We start from the raw sequence: 20853 nt of genomic DNA on the forward strand, positions 1-20853 counted from the left end.
ACTCCTGCTGAATTCTCTGGCACCACACAAGCCCTGTGATGAGTGGGCTTTTGTGGTGAGGGGATTTATCCCCGATGGGCTGCGAAGCGGCCCCCGCTTTTTCTTCAGTTGTACCGAGTGGTTTTCCATGCGACTGCTGCGCAGCCGGTCGGGGATAAATCCCCTCACCACAGGGTTTGGTGTCGATCTTTAGGAAGTGGTAATCCGCCAAATCCCGAACGGCTGATATGCCGGGTCAATCCGCATGAACTGGTATTTGCCATGCCAGTCCCAGCGATGCCCGTTCATCAAATCCTCACCGTGGGTCGTCGCATCGTCCGGCAGGCCCATTTCCCACAACGGCAGTTCGAAATTCGCTTCCTGCACGTTATGCGGATCGAGGCTGACCGCCACCAGAATGAAGTTGCTGCCATCGGCGCTGCGCTTGCCGAAATAGAGAATGTTGTCGTTCCAGGCGTTGTAGACCTTCAGCCCCAAATGCGTGTGCAGCGCCGGGTTCTGCCGGCGGATGCGGTTGAGCTGGGCGATCTCGGCAATGATGTTGCCGGGCGCGGTGAAGTCGCGGACGCGGATCTCGTACTTCTCCGAATCGAGGTACTCCTCTTTACCCGGCACCGGCGCCGCTTCGCACAGTTCGTAACCCGAATACATGCCCCACAGGCCCGAGCCCATGGTCGCCAGCGCCGCGCGGATCAAGAACCCCGGACGCCCGGACTCATGCAGGAACGCCGGATTGATGTCGGGCGTGTTGACGAAGAAATTCGGCCGGTAGCACTCGCGCCACGGCGATTCATTCAGCTCGGTGAGGTACGTGGCCAACTCAGCCTTGGTGTTGCGCCAGGTGAAATAGGTGTAACTCTGCGTGTACCCGACCTTGCCCAGCCGCGCCATCATCGCCGGCGTGGTGAACGCCTCGGCGAGGAAGATCACTTCCGGGTGCAGCGCCCGCACATCGGCAATCAGCCACTGCCAGAACGGCAGCGGTTTGGTGTGCGGGTTGTCGACGCGGAAGATCTTCACGCCTTCATTGACCCAACCGACGACGATGTCGCGTAACTCGACCCACAGACTCGGAATCGCGTCCGGCGCGTAGAAATCGACGTTGACGATGTCCTGATATTTCTTCGGCGGGTTTTCCGCGTATTTGATCGTGCCGTCCGGGCGCCAGTTGAACCAGCCCGGATGCTGCTTGAGCCACGGGTGATCCTGAGAACACTGAATGGCGAAATCGAGAGCGATTTCCAGACCATGGTCGGCAGCCGCCGCCACCAGTCGACGGAAGTCTTCACGGGTGCCGAGCTGCGAGTGAATCGCCTCGTGACCGCCCTCCTCGCTGCCAATCGCGTACGGACTGCCCGGATCGTCCGGCCCCGCCGTCAGCGAGTTATTGCGGCCCTTGCGATGCGCGCGGCCAATCGGGTGGATCGGCGTGAAGTACAACACGTCGAAACCCATGTCCTGAATCATCGGCAAGCGCGAGTGCACGTCATTAAAGGTGCCGTGACGTTTGGGGTCGTCGGTGATCGAGCGCGGAAACAGCTCGTACCAACTGGCGAACTCGGCCAGTTCGCGTTCGACGTCCATCGGGAATTCAGCACTGACGCTCAGGTAGGCGCGGTGATCGGCCTCGGCCATCAATTGCGCACTGCGCGAGTGCAGAAACAGCGCGACCTGCTCGGTTTCGAGCAGCCCGGACAGTTCATGGTGCAGCGCAGCGAGCTGTTCGCTGAGCTGACCTTCGCTGCGTTCGGCAGCTTGTTGCACCATCGTCCGGCCTTCCTGCAACTCCAGCGAGACCGGCACGGCGGCGGTGTGTTTCTTTTCCAGTTCGTACTGGAAACTGGCGAAATGATCGATCCACGCTTCGATGCAATAGAGGAAACGGCCCTGATGCTCGGGGCGGAACTGACCCTGCCAGCCATTGTTGCCCTGGTCGGACATGACCTCGCTTTGCCAGGTCTCCTCGCCTTCCTCGCGCCAGCGAATGCGCACCGCCAACTTGTCGTGACCGTCGGCGAAGACTTTGCTGGTGACCACCACTTCACGGCCGGCAATCGACTTCACGGCGAACTGCCCGCCATCGAGGGTCGGCATGGTGTCTTCAATGGCGATGCGTGGCAGCAACAAAGCCTGCGACAGCGGAATGTGCGGGTTGTAGCTTAGTTCTGAGGGGTTTTCAGCAGTCATTGAGCATCTCTCCTTAACGCCCAAAGGACGCTCTTGTGCCGGTTCAGCGTTCGCAATCGAGCGCCCGTCCGGAATGAACTCACTTAGGTTCCGAGCGACCGGTGCCGGGAAAAGTTCAGATGAAATTGCCGTTACAGAAAAGCGGATCGAATTCGCCACGAGGTGGTCAATCCACTTAAGCACTTCTCACGCCATGTGCCACACGGAGGTCTACTGATGAACATCCCGATCCCGGCCGAAACACCCGATCCGAACATCGACAAACCGACACTGCCGGAAACCGAACCGCAACCGATTCCAGAGCAAGAGCCGCCAGGCACCACGCCTCCACCTAAGGAAGAACCGCCAACGACGATGCCGCCCGTGATCGTCTGACCCGGCCACCGATCGTTCCCACGCTCTGCGTGGGAATGCCGCCGGGGACGCTCCGCGTCCCATTGCACGCGGGAAGCGATGAATTAGAGGAGATCGTTTTTCTGCTCATCCTTTTCGAACAAACGCACGATCCGTGGCATCACGCTGAAAATTCCCAGCGCCAACAAGGTACTCAGCAGCGCCGTCGCCTCCTTGCCCAACCCCGCCGCCACGCCAATCGCCGCCGTCATCCACAGCCCCGCTGCCGTGGTCAGGCCTTTGACGTGACCTTCATCGCCTTCCTTGTTCTTCAGAATCGTGCCCGCACCAAGGAAGCCGATCCCGGCGATAACGCCCTGCAGCACCCGGCTCATCGCATCGGACTCCGCCCCTGACGTCTGCGGCACCAGCACAAACAGCGCCGCGCCGAGCGCCACCAACATGTGCGTGCGCACCCCGGCCGCCTTGCCTTTATGCTCGCGTTCGAAACCGAGAATTCCGCCCAATACCGCCGCCATCACCAGCCGCACGGTGATTCGCGTGAGCTGCGACGCGTCACCAATGTCGGCAAATTCCGCTTGCAGCGTCACCCACACTTCATGCCACCAGGCGTTCATCGTGCCGTCCTTTTTATGAGTCGATAGATGATGGACAGCGGCGACCATTAATCGGTTGCGCCGAACGATCGGCAAAGCATGCGCCCTAACGTTTCAGACACCCCCGGAAAAAGGACAGCCCCATGCCCCTGCGCGTCGATGAATCCAATCCCGAGCAAAAAGTGTGTTTTTTTACCGTCGAACATGGCGAGGAAATTCGCATCTGCGACACCCTGGAAGTCAAAACGGACAGTGAAAAAGCCATGTCTTTCGTTGAGATAGAAGGCAAGCGCGTGTACATCACCGAAGCAGAAGCCGACGCCTTGACCGTAGCAGGTGCCAAGGACGGTCGTAAGCATCTCAAGGCTGACGAGAGTGATTCGGTGATTTGACTGACCTTGGTCAACACCCGGCGCAGACGCCTGCGATAGGCGTTTGCGCCTTTGCCTGCGGGCTGCTTCAAGTTGTCGCAGGACATGTCCAAAAGAACATCTGATACGCTTTTTATTGAAATACCTGAGTCTGTTATGCAAACAGATCGACGCCCATAGTTCGCTGGCCTGATGGAGGCTGATGAGCGAACGACCATGAGCGAACAAATCCCCGTCCGAACCGTAGAAGCATCTCCAACCATAAAAAGCATACCCGCACGCCCAATGAAGGCGACGGCAAAATCCAGCGACAATCAAATCCACACCCGCAGCTTCACCGGCCTGTTCCGCACCTTGCGTATGAGCGGCGCGGGGTTTCTGTTTTTGTTGTTTTTCGGCACGGTGTGGCTGAACTGGGGCGGGCGTCAGGCCGTGCTCTGGGATCTGTCGGAAAGCAAATTCCACATCTTCGGCGCGACCTTCTGGCCACAGGATTTCATCTTGCTGTCGGCACTGCTGATCATCGCCGCGTTCGGCCTGTTCGCCATCACCGTGTTTGCCGGCCGGGTCTGGTGCGGTTACACCTGCCCGCAGAGCTCGTGGACGTGGATTTTCATGTGGTGCGAGAAGATCACTGAAGGCGAACGCAACCAGCGGATCAAACTGCAAGCGGCGCCGTGGAGCCTGAACAAACTGGCGCGCCGTGCCGCCAAACACACTTTGTGGCTGGCGATCAGCGGGCTGACCGGGCTGACGTTTGTCGGCTACTTCACGCCGATTCGTCCGCTCGCTGAAGAGTTGCTGACGTTGCAAATCGGCGGGGTCAGTCTGTTCTGGATGCTGTTCTTTACCGCCGCCACCTACATCAACGCCGGCTGGCTGCGCGAAGCGGTGTGCATGCACATGTGCCCGTATGCGCGATTCCAGAGCGTGATGTTCGACAAAGACACCCTGACCATTGCCTACGACGTGGCGCGCGGCGAAAACCGTGGCCCGCGCAAACGCGATGTGAAACCCGCCGAAGCCGGTTTGGGCGACTGCATCGACTGCCAACTGTGTGTGCAGGTATGTCCGACCGGCATCGACATCCGCGACGGCTTGCAGATGGAATGCATCGGTTGCGCGGCGTGTATCGATGCCTGCGATTCGATCATGGACAAAATGAACTACCCGCGCGGGCTGATTCGCTATAGCTCTGAACGCGAACTGCAGGGCGGTAAAACCCACCTGCTGCGGCCTCGGCTGATCGGTTACACGGTGGTGTTGCTGCTGATGATCGGCGCACTCGCCCTGGCGTTGGTCGAACGGCCGATGGTTTCGCTGGACGTCACCAAGGATCGCGGGCTGTTCCGGGAGAACGCTCAAGGTCAGATCGAAAACATCTACAGTCTCAAAGTCATCAACAAAACCCAGCAGCGTCAGGTTTACAATCTGAGCCTTTTGGACGGTGACGGCTTTCAGTTGCAGGGTAAGACTGAGTTGAGTCTTGCACCGGGCGAGATTGTCGATGTGCCGGTGTCGGTGGCGATGACCACGGAACGGCCCGCGAGTAGTTCGCAGACGTTGAATTTCAAAGTGAGTGATAGCGATGAGGCGGAGGTTTACAGCGTGGCGAAGAGCCGGTTTGTGGCGCCGATGAATCGCTAAACCACACATCCCCCCTGTGGCGAGGGGATTTATCCCCGATGGGCTGCGAAGCGGCCCCAAACCTCGCGATCCGGTTTTTCATGGCGCACCGCGCTTTTAGGTTTCAGGACTGCTCCGCAGCCCATCGGGGATAAATCCCCTCGCCACAACTACATACACTCGAATCATTCACTGACCAGGCAACCGATGAAACGCTACGAAAAATTCGCCGACGACATCGCTGAACTGATCCGCTCCGGCGTCCTCGGCCCCGGCCAGCGCGTGCCCTCGGTGCGCTACGCCAGCCAGACCTACGGCGTCAGCCCCTCCACCGTGTTCCAGGCCTACTACCTGCTCGAGCGCCGAGGCCTGATCCGCGCCCGCCCCCGTTCCGGCTACTTCGTCAACGCCCACGCGCCGAGCCCGTTCTCGGAGCCGGTGATCAGCCATCAGGTCAACGAATCCACCGAAGTCGACGTCAGTGAACTGGTGTTCTCAGTACTCGATTCGATCAAAGATCCAAACACCGTGCCCTTCGGCTCAGCCTTCCCCAGCCCGACCCTGTTCCCCCTGCAACGCCTGTCCCGGTCGCTGGCCAGCGCCGCGCGGGAGATGGATCCGCGCATGGTCGTCACCGACATGTCGCCAGGCAACCCGCAACTGCGCCGCCAGATCGCCCTGCGTTACATGGTCGGCGGCCTGATGCTGCCGATGGAAGAACTGCTGATCACCAACGGCGCCCTCGAAGCGCTGAACCTGTGCCTGCAAGCAGTGACCGAACCCGGCGATCTGGTGGCCATCGAAGCGCCAGCGTTCTATGCGAGCCTGCAAGTACTTGAACGCCTGAAACTCAAAGCCGTGGAAATCCCCGTGCACCCGCGCGACGGCATCGACCTCAACGTGCTCGCGCAGACGCTCGAACGTCACCCGATCAAAGCCTGCTGGTGCATGACCAGTTTCCAGAACCCGATGGGCGCAACCATGCCCGAGGAAAAGAAACAGGAACTGGTCGAACTGCTGCGCCGTCACCAAGTGCCGCTGATCGAAGACGACGTCTACGCCGAACTCTATTACGGCCAGCAAGCGCCGAAACCGGCGAAAGCCTTCGACACCGAAGGTCTGGTTATGCATTGCGGCTCGTTCGCCAAGAGTCTGGCCCCCGGCTATCGCATCGGCTGGGTCGCTGCCGGGCGCTACGCGCAGAAAATCGAACGGCTGAAGCTGATGACCTCGCTGTGCGCCTCGATGCCCGCGCAAGCGGCGATTGCCGACTACTTGCAACACGGTGGCTACGACCGTCATCTGCGCAAACTGCGCTACGCCCTCGAAGAACAACAGAGCGCCATGCTCGCCGCCATCGCCCGTTACTTCCCGGCCCAGACACGCGTCAGCCAACCCGCCGGCGGCTACTTTTTGTGGCTGGAGCTGCCAGAGCAGATGGATTCATTGAAGTTGTTTCAGATGGCGCTGGCACAAGGCATCAGCATCGCCCCAGGGCCGATTTTTTCGCCGACGCAGCGCTTCAGGAATTGCATTCGCCTGAACTATGGCAGCCCGTGGACGGAGGATTCGGAGAAGGCGATGGAGACGTTGGGGCGGATTGTGCGGTCGTTCTGACAGGTTGATGTTGCCGCGATTTTTGCTATCGCCAGCAGGCTAGCTCCCAGAGTGGATTGCGTTGAAACACATTTGTGTGAACAACCACAAACCCTGTGGGAGCTAGCCTGCTAGCGATGAGGCCCAACCAGACAACTCAATTTTCTGGTTTAACGCCCACCACCCAAATCAACAAACGTCCCCGTCGCATACGAAGCCTTGTCCGACAACAGCCAGACAATCGCCTCCGCCACTTCATCCGGTCGCCCCCCACGAGCCATCGGAATCGCTGACTCAAGCTTGCTGACCCGATCCGGATCACCGCTCAGTGCGTGGAAATCGGTGTAGATGTAACCCGGGCGCACCGCGTTGACACGAATCCCCTCGCCCGCGACTTCCTTGGACAGGCCGATGGTGAATGTATCGAGCGCGCCTTTGGAGGCGGCGTAATCGACGTATTCATTTGGAGAACCCAAACGCGCCGCCACCGACGAGACGTTGACGATGCTGCCGCCCTGCCCGCCGTGCTTGGGCGACATGCGCAGGATCGCGTGCTTGGCACAGAGGATCGGTGCCAAAACATTGGTTTTCATGATTTTGAGGATGCGAAATTCGGACATTTCGTCGACCCGTGATTTGTGCCCGACGGTGCCGGCGTTGTTCACCAGGGCGGTGACCCGGCCCAATTCGGTGTCGACGCGCTGAAACAACGCGACCACTTCGTCTTCGATGCTGACGTCAGCGCGAACCGCAATGGCTTGTGCGCCCAGTGCACGGACTTGCTCCAGCACGCTATGCGCGGCCTGTTCATCCGACTGGTAGTTGATGCAGATCCGATAGCCTTGTTCGGCCGCCAACAACGCCGTAGCAGCGCCAATCCCGCGCCCGCCACCGGTGATCACAATGACTTTATCCATGCTGGCCCTTCCCCCGAATGCACCCATAACAGTCGGGGGAAAGAATAACCGCCATTGCCGGGTTTTGCATGGGTTGTCGTAAACATCCACCCTGTTGAACACCGCCCCCTGTGGCGAGGGGATTTATCCCCGTTGGGTTGCGAAGCAGCCCCAAAATCAGCCAGTGCGGTGTGTCAGCAGGAATCGGGGTGCAAGTTAAAGGGGCTGCTGCGCAACCCAACGGGGATAAATCCCCTCGCCACAGGATGTTGTCTCAGGCAGGAATCAGTTGTTCGCCGCGCACGATGTCCTGCATAAACCGCTCCGCCGGCATCGGGTGCCCGAGCAGATAACCCTGCAACGAATCACAGCCCAATTGCGTCAGAAAATCCTGCTGCACGCCGGTCTCCACGCCTTCAGCAACAATGCGCAAACCCAGCGCCTGGCCCAGCGCGACAATCGCCGAAACAATCGCCGCATCATCGCTGTCATGCTCCAGATCACGCACAAACCCACGATCAATCTTCAGTTCATTGGCCGGCAGACGCTTGAGGTACATCAGGCTCGAATAACCGGTACCAAAGTCGTCGATCGATAAATCGACGCCCATGTCCGACAACTCCTGCAACACCGTCATGCTCGCATCAGCATCACTCATCGCCGTGGTTTCGGTGATTTCCAGGGTCAGGCTGTTGGCCGGCAGATGATGAGTTGCCAAAGCTTTCGCCACGCTCTGCACCAAACCGGCATGACAGAACTGCAACGCCGACAGGTTCACAGCGATGCGCCAGTCGGTGTAACCGAGCACGTACCACTCGCGCATCTGGCGGCAGGCTTCATTGAGCACCCACTCGCCGATCGGAATGATCAAGCCGGTTTTTTCCGCCAGATCAATAAACTTGTCCGGCATCAGCATGCCGTGCAGCGGATGCTCCCAGCGAAGCAGCGCCTCGGCACCGACCGGGCGACCGTTGGCTGCGTCGAATTTAGGTTGGTAATGCAGGCTGAACTGGCTGTGTTCCAGCGCCGCACGCAAATCCTGCAGCAGTTGCAGTTGCTTGCGCGCATTGCTGTTCATCGACGCGTCGAAGAAGCTGTAACCGTTTTTACCGCCACCCTTGGCGTGGTACATCGCCGCGTCGGCATTCATCAGCAGTTCTTGCGTGGTCTGGCCATTGCCCGGATACAGGGCGATGCCGACGCTGGCAGAGATCTGCAAATCGTGTTCAGCCACGCGGAACGAACGGGCGATCAGGCCAACCTGACGCGCCGCCAGGCTCAATGCATCGTTCGTTTCGGCGAGGCGCACCAGCAAAACAAATTCGTCGCCGCCGATCCGCGCGAGCGTGTCCTGGCTGCGCAGATCTTCGCGCAGGCGTTGCGCCACTTCGCGCAGCAACTGGTCGCCCATGTGATGGCCGAACGCATCGTTGACTGGTTTGAAGCCATCCAGATCGATGAACATCAAGGCGAAACAGCCGCCCTGTTCATGCACCTTTTTCATCGCCTGATTGATGCGGTCATCGAGCAACATGCGGTTCGGCAAACCGGTCAGCGTGTCGTGCAGGGCCAGTTGCGTCAGTTCGCGGTTGGCTGCGGTCAGCGAGTGCGCCAGATCTGCGGTGCGCGCTTCGAGGCGGGCATCAAGAATCGAGGTGAGCAAGGCGATCGACAGCACCGCCAACGTGGTAATCAGCACCAGACTGTCGAGGCCATTGCCCTTCAGGCCATCGATGGTCGCGCCACAGAAGCTGCCGTCAGGAAACTTCGCAGCGGCCATGCCGGTGTAGTGCATGCCGACAATGGCGATGCCCATGATCACCGCCGCGCCGCCGCGAATCAGCCGTACATAAGGCGAATGCTGGCGCAGGCGAAAGGCAATCCACAGCGCGGCGGCCGAGGCGCCGACCGCGATCAGCAACGACGCGCTGAACAGTGTCGGGTCGTAATCGATGCCTGGGGTCATGCGCATCGCGGCCATGCCGGTGTAATGCATGGTGCTGATACCGGCGCCCATGATCAGCGCACCGAAGGCCAGTTGCCAGATTGGTAGCTTCGGCTGACTGACCAGCCATAGCGCAAAGCCGCACGACAGCACGGCGATCAGCAGCGACAGCGCGGTGATGCCAATGTCGTAACCCAGATCAATCGGCAGTTTGAAGGCGAGCATGCCAATGAAGTGCATCGACCAGACGCCGACCCCCATGGCCAATGCGCCACCCGCCGTCCAGAAATGCACGGCGCGGCCCCTGGCGGTGGCAATGCGCCCGCTGAGATCGAGCGCGGTGTACGAGGCGAGAATCGCCACGCACAACGAGATGAGTACGAGGGTGGAGGAATAGCTACCAGTGAGCATGAAAGTTCTCGTGACCACCCAAACCGTACTGCGTCCATTCTCGGCTGGGCAAATGCGGCGATTGTACTGATTGCGCGGAAGAACGCACTGACAAAGTAAGCAAATTGCCATCAAGCCGATGAAACGCTTGTTTGATCGTCCTACAAGGCTCTGGAAAGCACCTTTCCCCCTGTAGGAGCTGCCGCAGGCTGCGATCTTTTGATTTGGTTTTCAAGATCAAAAGATCGCAGCCTTCGGCAGCTCCTACAGGGGGGGGAGCGGGCTTATTTGCTGTCGGTTACATCCAGTTGGCCGTCCCAGCCACCGCCCAGCGCGGCGATCAGTTGCACGCTGGCGATCAGGCGGCTTTGCAGGATGTTCAGCACGCTGCGTTCGTTGCTCAGCGCCGTGGCTTGCACCACCACAACGTCGATATAGGCGATCAGCCCGGCCTTGTACTGGTTTTCCGTCAGGCGCAGAGAGTCGCGCGCCGCATCCAGCGCTTCCTGGCGCACGGCGGCTTCGTCCTGATACACCTTGAGCTGCACCAGATAGTTTTCCACTTCGCGGAAACCATCGAGCACGGTCTGGCGGTATTTGGCCACGGTCTGATCGTAAACTGCTTCAGTGCGATCGACTTCGGCGGAACGGATGCCGCCGTCAAACAGTGGCAGATCCAGTTTCGGCCCGACCGACCAGAAGCGGTTCGGCAAGCTGACCAGGTCTTGCGAGGTACTGCTGCTGTAACCACCGCTCAGACTCAGCGACAGATCCGGGTAATACGCCGCTTTCGCCACGCCGATGTTGGCGTTGGCCGCAATCACCGAACGTTCAGCCGAGGCGATGTCCGGACGACGTTCCAGCAGTTGCGACGGCAAGCTCAACGGCACTTGCGGCAGGTTCGGGATGTTCTGGGTTTCGGCAATATTGAATTCGGCTGGCGCCTGCCCGGTCAGCACGGCAATGGCGTTTTCGAATTGCGCGCGTTGCCAGATCAGATCGACCAGATCGGCCTGAGTGCTTTTCAGCTGGGTTTGCGCCTGCGCCACCGCGTCACGTCCGGACACACCGGCGCGATACTGGTTCTGGGTCATTTTCAGCGAACGCTCGTACGCCGCCACCGTGGCTTCGAGCAAACGTTTCTGCTGATCGATCACGCGTAATTGCAGGTAGTTCTGCACCAGTTCCGACTGCTGGCTCAGGCGCATCGCCGCCAGATCGGCATAACTCGCTTGAGCACTGGCCTGATCGGCCTCAAGACCACGGCGCAGTTTGCCCCAGATATCGGCTTCCCAACTGACGCCCAACTGCGCGTTATAGGTGTCGCGAATACCGCTGGAAGAACTGCTCAAACTCGAACTGCTGCTGCCGGTGCCCTGGCTGGAGCGGGTTTTGCCCACGCTCAGGTCAACGCTCGGATAGAACGCGCCGCGCGCACTGCGTACCAGGGCCTGCGCCTGACGGAACTGCGCTTCCGATTGCGCGACGGTCTGGTTGGAGCTGTTGAGCTTTTCGATCAGGCCGTTGAGCTGCTGATCGCCGTACAGCTCCCACCAGGCGCCACGGGCCAGCGAGTCGCTCGGATTGGCCTGACGCCAGCCCTCGGCTTCTTTGTACTGAGCGATTTCGGCGGTCTGCGGGCGCTGGTAGTCCGGGCCGACAGCGCAGGCACTGAGCATCGCCACGCACAGCGACAGGCTCAATAGACGCGAGCCGCGCACAGTGGCCATATGGATAAGCGAACGATCAGTCATAGCGGAGTTTCCAGAGCGGCGTCAGTACGCACGCCACGCCATTTGTTGAAACGATGGCGCAGCTTGTCGAGATAGAGGTAAACCACAGGGGTGGTGTAAAGCGTCAGCACCTGGCTGAAAATCAGCCCGCCGATGATGGTCAGGCCTAACGGCTGGCGCATTTCTGCACCTTCCGCGCGGCTGAGCAGCAACGGCAAGGCGCCGAGAATCGCTGCCAGCGTGGTCATCAGAATCGGCCGCAGACGTTGCAGGCAAGCACTGCGGATCGACTCCAGCGGAGTCATGCCTTGGTGGCGTTCAAGTTGCAGCGCCAGGTCGATCATCAGAATCGCGTTTTTCTTTACCACGCCTATCAACAGGAACAGGCCGAGCAGCGAGATCAGGCTGAACTCGCCACCCAAGGCATAGATCGACAACAACGCGCCGACCCCGGCCGACGGCAACGTAGACAAAATCGTCAGCGGGTGAATGTAGCTTTCATACAGCACACCCAACACCAGATACACCGCGAGCAACGCGCCTAGAATCATGAACGGCTGGCTCTTCTGCGTGGCGGCGAAAGCATCGGCGGTACCGGCCATTTTTGCGATCACGTCTTCTGGCAAGCCAAGTTTGGCAATCGCCCGTTCGATGGCGGCACTGCCCTGCTCCACCGTCACGCCTTCGGCCATATCGAAGGAAATATCCTCGGAGGCGAACTGCCCTTCGTGGCTGACGCGGTCGTCTTCCAGACTGCTTTCATAGTGGGCAAAGGTCGACAACGGCACGCGCGCACCGTCGGCGGTAATCACCTGTACTTGCTTGAGCGTCACCGGATCCTGCGCATATTTCGGGTTGACCTCCATCACCACCTGATACTGGTTGAGGCTGTCGTAGATCGTCGAAATCTGCCGCTGGCTGTAGGCGTTGTTCAGCACCGAAGTGACCATGTCCATATCGATGCCCAGACGCTTGGCCTGATCACGGTCGACAATCAGTGTCACCTGTTGCGCGCCTCGGCCTTCGCGGGCATCAATGGCGGTCAACTCTGGCAGCGCACGCAACGCGGTCACCACTTTCGGGTACCACTCGCGCAGTGAACCAAGGTCTGCACTTTGCAGGATGTAACTGTACTGCGAGGTGGTCTGTTCACGGCCACCGCCGAACTGCAGATCCTGATCCGCCATCAGCATCAATTGCGCGCCAGCCACCTTGGGCATTTCCTTGCGCAGCCGCTCGATGACTTTCTGCGCCGATATTTGACGATCCTTGATCGGTTTCAAACGCACGAGCATGAAGGCGTTGTTGGTGCCGTTGGTGCCGCCGATAAACCCGGCAACGCTTTCCACCGCTTCGTCCTTGAGTACAGCACGACGGAAGGTCTCCATTTTCGGCTGCATCACACTGAACGACAGACCATCGTCGCCGCGCACGAAACCGATCAACTGGCCGGTGTCCTGCTGCGGCATGAAGGTTTTCGGCACGACCACATACAAGGCAACGTTGACGCCGACCGTGATCAACAGACTGAGCAAGGTCAGGCGGCGATGACGCAGCACCCAATCGAGGCTGGTAGCGTATTTGCCAACCATCCAGTCGTTGGTGCGGCGGCTGAAACGTTGCAGACGGTTTTCCTGCCCCGGCGTGTGCGGTTTAAGCCAGCGCGCGCAGAGCATCGGTGTCAGCGTCAGGGACACCACCAGCGATACCACAATCGACGCCGCCAGGGTGATGGAGAATTCGCGGAACAGGCTCTCGATGATCCCGCCCATAAACAGGATCGACAGGAACACCGCCACCAGCGAGACGTTCATCGACAGCAAGGTAAAACCGACTTCCTTGGCCCCGAGGTAAGCAGCCTCCATCGGTTTGACGCCTTCGTCGATGTGCCGGGAAATGTTCTCCAGCACCACGATGGCGTCGTCGACCACCAGACCGGTGGCCAGAATCAGCGCCATCAGCGACAGGTTGTTCAGCGAGAATCCATAGAGGTACATCACCGCAAAGGTGCCGACCAGCGACACCGGTACCGCCAACGTCGGGATCAGCGAGGCGCGGAAGTTACCGAGGAACAGGAACACCACCAGAATCACCAGCGCCACGGCGATCAGCAGGGTCATTTCCGCTTCGTGCAACGTCGCCTTGATCACCGGCGAGCGATCCATCGCCAGATTAAGCTTCACGCTGGCTGGCAATACCGCTTGCAGTGCCGGCAGTTGCGCCTTGATTTCGTTGACCGTCTCGATGATGTTGGCGCCTGCCTGACGGTTGATCACCAGCAACACCGCGGCGTCATCGTTGAAGAAACCGCTGTTGTAGCGGTCTTCCACACCATCGCTGACTTTGGCCACGTCTTTGAGGCGCAATGCGGCGCCATCGGCGTAGTGGATGATCAGCGACTCGTAATCCTTGGCTTTCTCCAGTTGATCGTTGGCCTGGATCTGCCACAACCGCTGGCCGTCCTCGACCGAACCTTTGGGCCGGCGCACGTTGGCGTCAGCAATGGTTTTACGCACGTCATCCAGCGCCACGCCGTACTGATTCAGCGCCTGCGGTTCGAGTTCGATGCGCACTGCCGGCAACGAACTGCCGCCGATCTGCACTTCGCCGACGCCCTGCACCTGCGACAGGCTCTGCGACAGAATCGTCGAGGCCAAATCGTAAAGCTGACCTTTTTCCAGCACATCCGAGGTCAGCGACAGCACCATGATCGGCGCCTGTGACGGGTTGACCTTTTTATAGGTCGGCATGCTGCGCATCCCGCTCGGCAACAGATTGCGCGAGGCGTTGATTGCCGCCTGCACTTCCCGCGCCGCACCGTTGATGTCGCGGTCGAGGTCAAATTGCAGAATGACCCGCGTCGAACCCTGGCTGGAGCGGCTGCTCATGGTGTTGACGCCGGCGATGGCGCCAAATGAGCGCTCCAGCGGCGTGGCCACGGTGGATGCCATGACCTCCGGACTGGCGCCGGGCAGGCTGGCCTGAACGACAATCACCGGGAAATCCATTTGCGGCAGCGGCGCCACCGGCAGCAGGCCGAAGCTGACACCGCCCAGCAGCATGATCGCCAGGCTCAGCAGCATGGTCGCGACCGGGCGTTTGATGAAAGGGCCGGACAGATTCATTGACCGCAATCCCCAGCTTCACCGCACACCCCTGTAGGAGTGAGCCTGCTCGCGATAGCAATTTGTCTGCTCACATAAATGTTGGATGTGCCGGCCTCATCGCGAGCAGGCTCACTCCTACATCGGGAATGCGTGCAGACAGTCATACCGGCACCTCTGCGCTGTCGGCATTGGTTTTGCCAAACCGGCGACCGAGGCGGTCGAAGTACAGGTAGATCACGGGCGTGGTGAACAACGTTAGTACCTGGCTCACCAGCAACCCGCCAACCATCACCAGACCCAGCGGCTGACGCAATTCCGCGCCAGAGCCGGTGGCGAGCATCAGCGGCACCGCGCCGAACAGCGCCGCCAGCGTGGTCATCAGGATCGGCCGGAAACGCAACAGCGCGGCTTGATAGATCGCCTGCTCGGGCGCCATGCCCTGATTGCGTTCGGCATCAAGGGCGAAGTCGATCATCATGATCGCGTTTTTCTTCACGATACCGATCAGCAAGATGATACCGATGATCGCGATCATTCCCAGATCATTGCCGCTGAGCAGCAGTGCCAGCAAGGCACCGACCGCCGCCGACGGCAAGGTCGAAAGAATAGTAATCGGGTGGATGTAGCTCTCGTAGAGCACGCCGAGCACGATGTACATGGTCACCACCGCCGCCAGGATCAGCAGCAAGGTGCTCGACAGCGACGCCTGGAATGCTTCGGCCGCGCCCTGGAACTGCGTCTGCACGCCGACCGGCATGCCGATGTCTTTCTGCACTTGATCAATGATGTCCACCGCATGCCCCAGCGCCACGCCCGGCGCGAGGTTGAACGACATCATCACTGCCGGGAACTGGCCGATGTGGGTGATCGCCAGTTGTGCCTGACGCTCCTCGACGTGGGCCAGACTCGACAGGCGCACCTGCGCGCCATCCGTGGTTTTCACGTGGATCTGGTCCAGTGCCTGCGGGCCGATTTTCTCGCCGGACTGCGCTTGCAGCACCACGCGGTATTGACTGGCCTGGGTGTAGATCGTTGAAATCTGCCGCTGACCGAACGCGTCGTACAGTGCATCGGTGATATTCGCCACCGACACACCCAGGCGCGAGGCCGCATCGCGGTCAATCACCAGATACACCTGCAAGCCTTTGTCCTGCAAATCACTGGCAACGTCGGTCAGTTCCGGACGTTGCGCCAGTGCCTCGACCAGACGCCCGCTCCATTCACTGAGCAACTCCGAGTCTGGCGACGACATGCTGAACTGGTATTGCGTGCGGCTGACGCGGTCTTCGATAGTCAGATCCTGCACCGGCTGCATAAACAGACGGATGCCGACCAGTTTGTCCAGGTTCGGCTGCAGGCGGGCAATCACTTCCGTGGCGGTGAGATCCCGTTGATTGTGCGGTTTGAGGTTGATCAGCAAGCGGCCGCTGTTGAGCGTCGAGTTGTCGCCATCGACACCGATGTACGACGACAGGCTTTGTACCGCCGGGTCTTCAAGAATGATCTTCGCCAGTTCTTGCTGGCGCTCGCCCATGGCTGCGAAGGAAATCGACTGCGGCGCCTCGGAAATGCCCTGAATCACCCCGGTGTCCTGCACCGGAAAGAAGCCCTTCGGCACGATAATGTAAAGGAACACGGTCAACGCCAAAGTGCCGATAGCGACCAGCAAGGTCAGCGGTTGGTGCTTGAGCACCCAACGCAGCATCCGCCCGTACTCGGCGATCATCCAGTCGATCACTGCGCCACTAGCGCGGTAGAAGCGGCCCTGCTCATGCGGCTCAGGTTCACGCTTGAGCAGACGTGCGCACATCATTGGCGTCAGGGTCAGCGAGACCACCAACGAAATCAGGATCGCTACCGCGAGGGTGATGGCAAATTCACGGAACAAGCGCCCGACCACATCCGCCATGAACAGCAGCGGAATCAGTACGGCGATCAACGACAGGGTCAGGGAAATCAAGGTGAAGCCAATCTGCTTGGCGCCCTTGAGCGCTGCCTGCATGGGGCTGTCGCCCTCTTCGATAAATCGAGAGATGTTTTCCAGCATGACGATGGCATCGTCGACCACAAAACCGGTGGCGATGGTCAACGCCATCAGCGTCAGGTTGTTCACCGAGAACCCGGCGAGGTACATCACGCCAAACGTACCGATCAGCGACAACGGCACGGCCACCGACGGAATGATCGTGGCGCTGGCACGGCGCAAGAACAGGAACGTGACCATGACCACCAGCGCGATGGCGATCAGCAGTTCGTGCTGAACATCGGTTACCGAGGCGCGAATGGTTTGCGTACGATCCGTCAGTACCGTGACATCGAGGCCGGCCGGCAGGTTGTCGGTGATGCTTGGCAGCAGCGCCTTGATCCGGTCGACCACTTCAATGACGTTGGCGCCCGGCTGACGCTGAATGTTCAGCAACACTGCCTGATTCTGGTTGGCCCACGCGGCGAGACGTTCGTTCTCAGCGCCATCGACGATTTCCGCAACGTCCTTGAGCCGCAACGGCGCGCCGTTTTTATACGCGAGGATCAGGTTGGCGTAGTCCTTGGGCGACGTCAGTTGATCGTTGGCGTCGAGCATCGACACCCGGGTCGGGCCGTCGAAGTTACCTTTCGGCTGGTTGACGTTGGAGGCACCGATCAAGGTGCGCACGTCAGACAGATTGAGACTGTTGGCCGCCAAGGCTTCCGGGTTGACCTTGATCCGTACCGCCTGACGCTGACCGCCAGCAATGCTGACCATGCCGACGCCGCTGATCTGGGCGATTTTCTGCGCCATGCGCGTATCGACCAGATCATTAAGTTTGGGCAGCAACATGGTTTTCGAGGTGATGGCCAGGGTCAACACCGGGGTGTCTGCCGGGTTAACCTTGTTGTACACCGGCGGTGCCGGCAAGTCGGTTGGCAGCAGATTGGTCGCAGCGTTGATCGCGGCCTGCACCTGTTGTTCGGCAACATCCATGTTGATGTCGAGGCTGAAACGCAGGGTCAGCACCGACGCGCCGCCGGAGCTGGTCGAGGCCATTTGCGTCAGACCCGGCATCTGCCCGAACTGACGTTCAAGTGGCGCGGTCACGGCGCTGGTCATTACGTCCGGGCTGGCGCCGGGATACAGGGTCATGACGCGGATGGTCGGGTAATCGACTTGCGGCAACGCCGAGACCGGCAGCAGGCGATAAGCGATCAGGCCGGCCAGAACAATGGCCAGCATGCTCAGGGTGGTGGCTACCGGACGGAGGATGAACAGCCGCGAAATGTTCATGCGCCCTTCTTGGCCTTGTCAGTCACGGCAGCGTCTGGCGCGGCGGCAGCCGATTTGCCCTGCAAGTGTTCGGTTGGGGTGGTCGGCACGGCATTGCTGTCGTTGACCACTTCCACTTCACTGCCCTCTTTCAGGCGGTCAGTGCCTTCCAGCACCACACGGTCGCCTGCCGCCAGGCCCTCGGTGATCACGGTGTTATTACCATCGCTGGCACCGATTTTCAGTTGGCGGATGGTGACTTTCTTGTCACCGTCGAGCGCATAAACAAAGGTGCCGTTGGTGCCGAACTGGATCGCAGCAGACGGGGCCAGTACCACGCCTTTGAGGGTGTCGGCCAGCAAGTGCACGTTGACGAACTGATTCGGAAACAGCGCTTGATCGCGGTTGTCGTAACGGGCCTTGAATTTCAGGGTGCCAGTGGCAACGTCGATCTGGTTGTCGAGGCTTTGCAATACGCCAGTGGCTTGCAGTTTGGTGTCGCCACGATCCCACGCTTCGGCCGGCAGTTTGGCGCCGCTGCGGTAGCGGGCGAGCACGGTTTCGAGGCTGTTTTCCGGCAGCGTGAAGGCGACGCTGATCGGTTGGGTCTGGGTGATCACCGCGAGGAACGTGGTGTCGTTGGCCGCCACGAGGTTGCCGACGTCGACCTGACGCAGACCGACGCGACCGGCAATCGGTGCACGGATCTTGGTGAATTCAAGATTGAGCTTGGCGTCGTTGACCGCCGCCTGATTGGTTTTTACCGTGCCCAGATACTGGCCGACCAGCGCTTCGGCGGTGTCCAGTGTCTGCTTGGCAATACTGTCTTCCTTGAACAGACCGCGATAACGCTCGACGTCGACCTGAGCGTTCTTCAATTGCGCCTGATTCTGCAGCAAGGTGCCTTCGGCTTGCAGCAAGGCGTTCTGGTAAGGACGCGGATCGATCTCTGCCAGCAGGTCGCCGGCCTTGACCATCTGCCCTTCTTCGAAATTGATCTTCACCAATTCGCCGCCCACCCGGCTGCGTACATTGATGGTGTTGAGCGCCGTTACCGTGCCCAGCGCCTTGTAATACAGCGGGAAGTCGCCGGTGACCGCCGGCGCCACGCGCACCGGAATCGGCCCGGTACCGCCGCCGAAGCCTGGCCTCATCATCCCCGAACGCCCGGCATGACCGGCCGCCGCCTTATCACCGCCCTCCTTGTGGGCTGAACCGGCCGGCCAGAATTTCCAGCACAGAACAGCGATAACCAACAAGACAAGCAGGCTGATCAGCCAGCGACGGGTGTTGCGGGGGGACGATTGCATGGAGTGATTAACCATTGGGCGCGTGGGCTTCTTTTACGGGAGGCTGAACGATAAGCACTGGTGACGATTAAGCAAAGCAGCTTTACCGGCAATTTACCTTCATCTTACGTTTCAAGGTGTGAGGCAAAACACTGATACACAAATGAAAACGGCCTGGACAGGGCCAGGCCGTTAACAATTGTAAAGCGCTGTGGCAGAGCTTACTTCAGGACGGCCAGAGCAGCGTCGTAGTTCGGCTCTTCAGCGATTTCCTTGACCAGTTCGCTGTGCAGCACGTTGTCGTTCTCGTCCAGCACCACAACGGCACGGGCAGTCAGACCTTTCAGCGGGCCGTCAGCAATGGCCACGCCATAGTTTTCGATGAACTCGGCACCGCGCAGGGTCGACAGGTTCTGTACGTTTTCCAGACCTTCGGCGCCGCAGAAGCGTGCTTGAGCGAACGGCAGGTCAGCGGAGATGCACAGCACGACAGTGTTGGCGACTTCGTTGGCCTGAGCGTTGAACTTGCGCACGGAAGTGGCGCAGGTCGGGGTGTCAACGCTTGGGAAGATGTTGAGGACTTTGCGCTTGCCGGCGAAGTCTTTCAGGGTGACGTCGGACAGATTGCCGGCAACCAGGGAAAAGGCTGGCGCCTTGGAACCGGCTTGTGGCAACTGGCCGTTGACTTGAACCGGATTGCCTTTAAGGGTGACTTGAGCCATGACTTGAGTCCTTCTAACGTTGTGGTTGGAGAGCATGCAAGAAGCGGAAGTTAACCACGAAATTGTCCGACGACCTATGCCCAAAATGAAATTGTCAGGTGCCGACGCGCGAAATTGTATACAACCCGAGATCACGGTAGGAGCTGCCGAAGGCTGCGATCTTTTGATCCTCGAAACAAAATCAAAAGATCGCAGCGTGCCGCAGCTCCTACACGGGGATGCGGGCGATCCTGATTTTTTTCAACCATGCTGTCGATTCATGTCTGGCCCGTTCGATTAAGCAGTGAACCCCACACTTTTCGGAGTAACCGCCATGCGATTCATGATCCTCGTAAAAGCCAGCGCCGATTCGGAAGCCGGCGTCATGCCCAGTGAAGAACTGCTCACCGCGATGGGCAATTTCAACGAGGAACTGGCCAAGGCCGGCATCCTTGTCGAAGCGGACGGTTTACACCCGAGTAGCAAAGGCGCCCGTGTGCGCTTCTCCGGCGACAAACGTACGGTGACTGATGGCCCTTTCATCGAAACCAAGGAATTGGTCGCCGGGTATTGGATCTGGGACGTTAAATCCAAGGAAGAAGCCATTGAGTGGGTCAAGCGCTGCCCGAATCCTATGCCGGGCACCGATTCCGACATCGAGATTCGCCAGATATTCTCAGCTGAAGACTTTGGCGCAGAGTTCACTCCTGAGGCTCGCGCCCAAGAAGAGCGCATCCGCGACCAAGCAAAGAAAAACAGCTAAACCCCTCATGCCCCCTGTAGGAGCTGCCGAAGGCTGCGATCTTTTGATCTTGCCCGTA

At 59.6% G+C, this 20853-nt stretch carries 14 protein-coding genes; 5 read left to right on the top strand and 9 right to left on the bottom strand.

Annotated features, from left to right (window positions below):
* Positions 1–189 precede the first annotated feature (189 nt).
* On the bottom strand, positions 190–2187 hold the full coding sequence (locus AD669_RS13640; RefSeq protein ID WP_053120595.1) for an alpha-1,4-glucan--maltose-1-phosphate maltosyltransferase: 1998 nt from the start codon (positions 2185–2187) through the stop codon (positions 190–192).
* 216 nt (positions 2188–2403) lie between these two features.
* On the opposite strand from AD669_RS13640, the gene AD669_RS28600 reads away from it, so the two are divergent.
* A complete protein-coding gene (locus AD669_RS28600; protein WP_003224520.1) occupies positions 2404–2562 on the top strand; it encodes a hypothetical protein in 159 nt (52 codons plus the stop codon).
* An 83-nt stretch (positions 2563–2645) separates the two neighbouring features.
* Here AD669_RS28600 and AD669_RS13645 read toward each other — a convergent pair whose 3' ends face one another.
* Positions 2646–3158, bottom strand: a complete 513-nt coding sequence (locus AD669_RS13645) for an MgtC/SapB family protein (RefSeq protein ID WP_053120597.1) — start codon at positions 3156–3158, stop codon at positions 2646–2648.
* A 122-nt stretch (positions 3159–3280) separates the two neighbouring features.
* Here AD669_RS13645 and AD669_RS13650 point away from each other — a divergent pair, with 122 nt between their 5' ends.
* From AD669_RS13650 to mapR, 3 genes are all read left to right on the top strand, one after another.
* Entirely contained in the window at positions 3281–3529 is a 249-nt protein-coding gene (locus AD669_RS13650; protein ID WP_053120599.1) for a DUF3203 family protein, read from the top strand.
* A gap of 195 nt (positions 3530–3724) precedes the next feature.
* Complete coding sequence (gene ccoG / locus AD669_RS13655; RefSeq protein ID WP_053120601.1) at positions 3725–5155, top strand: cytochrome c oxidase accessory protein CcoG; 1431 nt, start codon at positions 3725–3727, stop codon at positions 5153–5155.
* Positions 5156–5341: 186 nt separating this feature from the next.
* Positions 5342–6751 carry a GntR family transcriptional regulator MpaR gene (gene mapR, locus AD669_RS13660; RefSeq protein WP_053120604.1) on the top strand — a complete coding sequence of 470 codons (1410 nt, stop codon included), beginning with the start codon at positions 5342–5344 and terminating at the stop codon, positions 6749–6751.
* A 149-nt stretch (positions 6752–6900) separates the two neighbouring features.
* On the opposite strand, the gene AD669_RS13665 is transcribed toward mapR, so the two are convergent.
* From AD669_RS13665 to tpx, 7 genes are all read right to left on the bottom strand, one after another.
* Positions 6901–7647 carry an SDR family oxidoreductase gene (locus AD669_RS13665; protein ID WP_053120606.1) on the bottom strand — a complete coding sequence of 249 codons (747 nt, stop codon included), beginning with the start codon at positions 7645–7647 and terminating at the stop codon, positions 6901–6903.
* A 253-nt stretch (positions 7648–7900) separates the two neighbouring features.
* Complete coding sequence (locus tag AD669_RS13670) at positions 7901–9982, bottom strand: bifunctional diguanylate cyclase/phosphodiesterase (RefSeq protein ID WP_053120607.1); 2082 nt, start codon at positions 9980–9982, stop codon at positions 7901–7903.
* A 263-nt stretch (positions 9983–10245) separates the two neighbouring features.
* On the bottom strand, positions 10246–11715 hold the full coding sequence (locus AD669_RS13675) for an efflux transporter outer membrane subunit (RefSeq protein ID WP_053120609.1): 1470 nt from the start codon (positions 11713–11715) through the stop codon (positions 10246–10248).
* A complete protein-coding gene (locus tag AD669_RS13680) occupies positions 11712–14819 on the bottom strand; it encodes an efflux RND transporter permease subunit (protein ID WP_053120611.1) in 3108 nt (1035 codons plus the stop codon). The genes AD669_RS13675 and AD669_RS13680 overlap by 4 nt, the downstream gene beginning before the upstream one ends.
* Positions 14820–14961: 142 nt before the next feature.
* Positions 14962–18063: an MdtB/MuxB family multidrug efflux RND transporter permease subunit gene (locus tag AD669_RS13685; protein ID WP_053120613.1), complete on the bottom strand. Its 3102-nt coding sequence runs from the start codon at positions 18061–18063 to the stop codon at positions 14962–14964.
* The gene (locus AD669_RS13690; RefSeq protein ID WP_053120615.1) at positions 18060–19367 is read right to left on the bottom strand and encodes an MdtA/MuxA family multidrug efflux RND transporter periplasmic adaptor subunit; all 1308 of its coding nucleotides are present in this window, start codon (positions 19365–19367) and stop codon (positions 18060–18062) included. Before AD669_RS13690 ends, AD669_RS13685 begins: the two co-directional genes overlap by 4 nt.
* Before the next feature lie 185 nt (positions 19368–19552).
* On the bottom strand, positions 19553–20053 hold the full coding sequence (gene tpx, locus AD669_RS13695; RefSeq protein WP_008086450.1) for a thiol peroxidase: 501 nt from the start codon (positions 20051–20053) through the stop codon (positions 19553–19555).
* Between the two features lie 313 nt (positions 20054–20366).
* On the opposite strand from tpx, the gene AD669_RS13700 reads away from it, so the two are divergent.
* On the top strand, positions 20367–20795 hold the full coding sequence (locus tag AD669_RS13700; RefSeq protein ID WP_053120617.1) for a YciI family protein: 429 nt from the start codon (positions 20367–20369) through the stop codon (positions 20793–20795).
* Positions 20796–20853 lie beyond the last annotated feature (58 nt).

It is taken from the genome of Pseudomonas sp. P1.31, assembly GCF_001269815.1.
Lineage (GTDB): Bacteria > Pseudomonadota > Gammaproteobacteria > Pseudomonadales > Pseudomonadaceae > Aquipseudomonas > Aquipseudomonas rustica.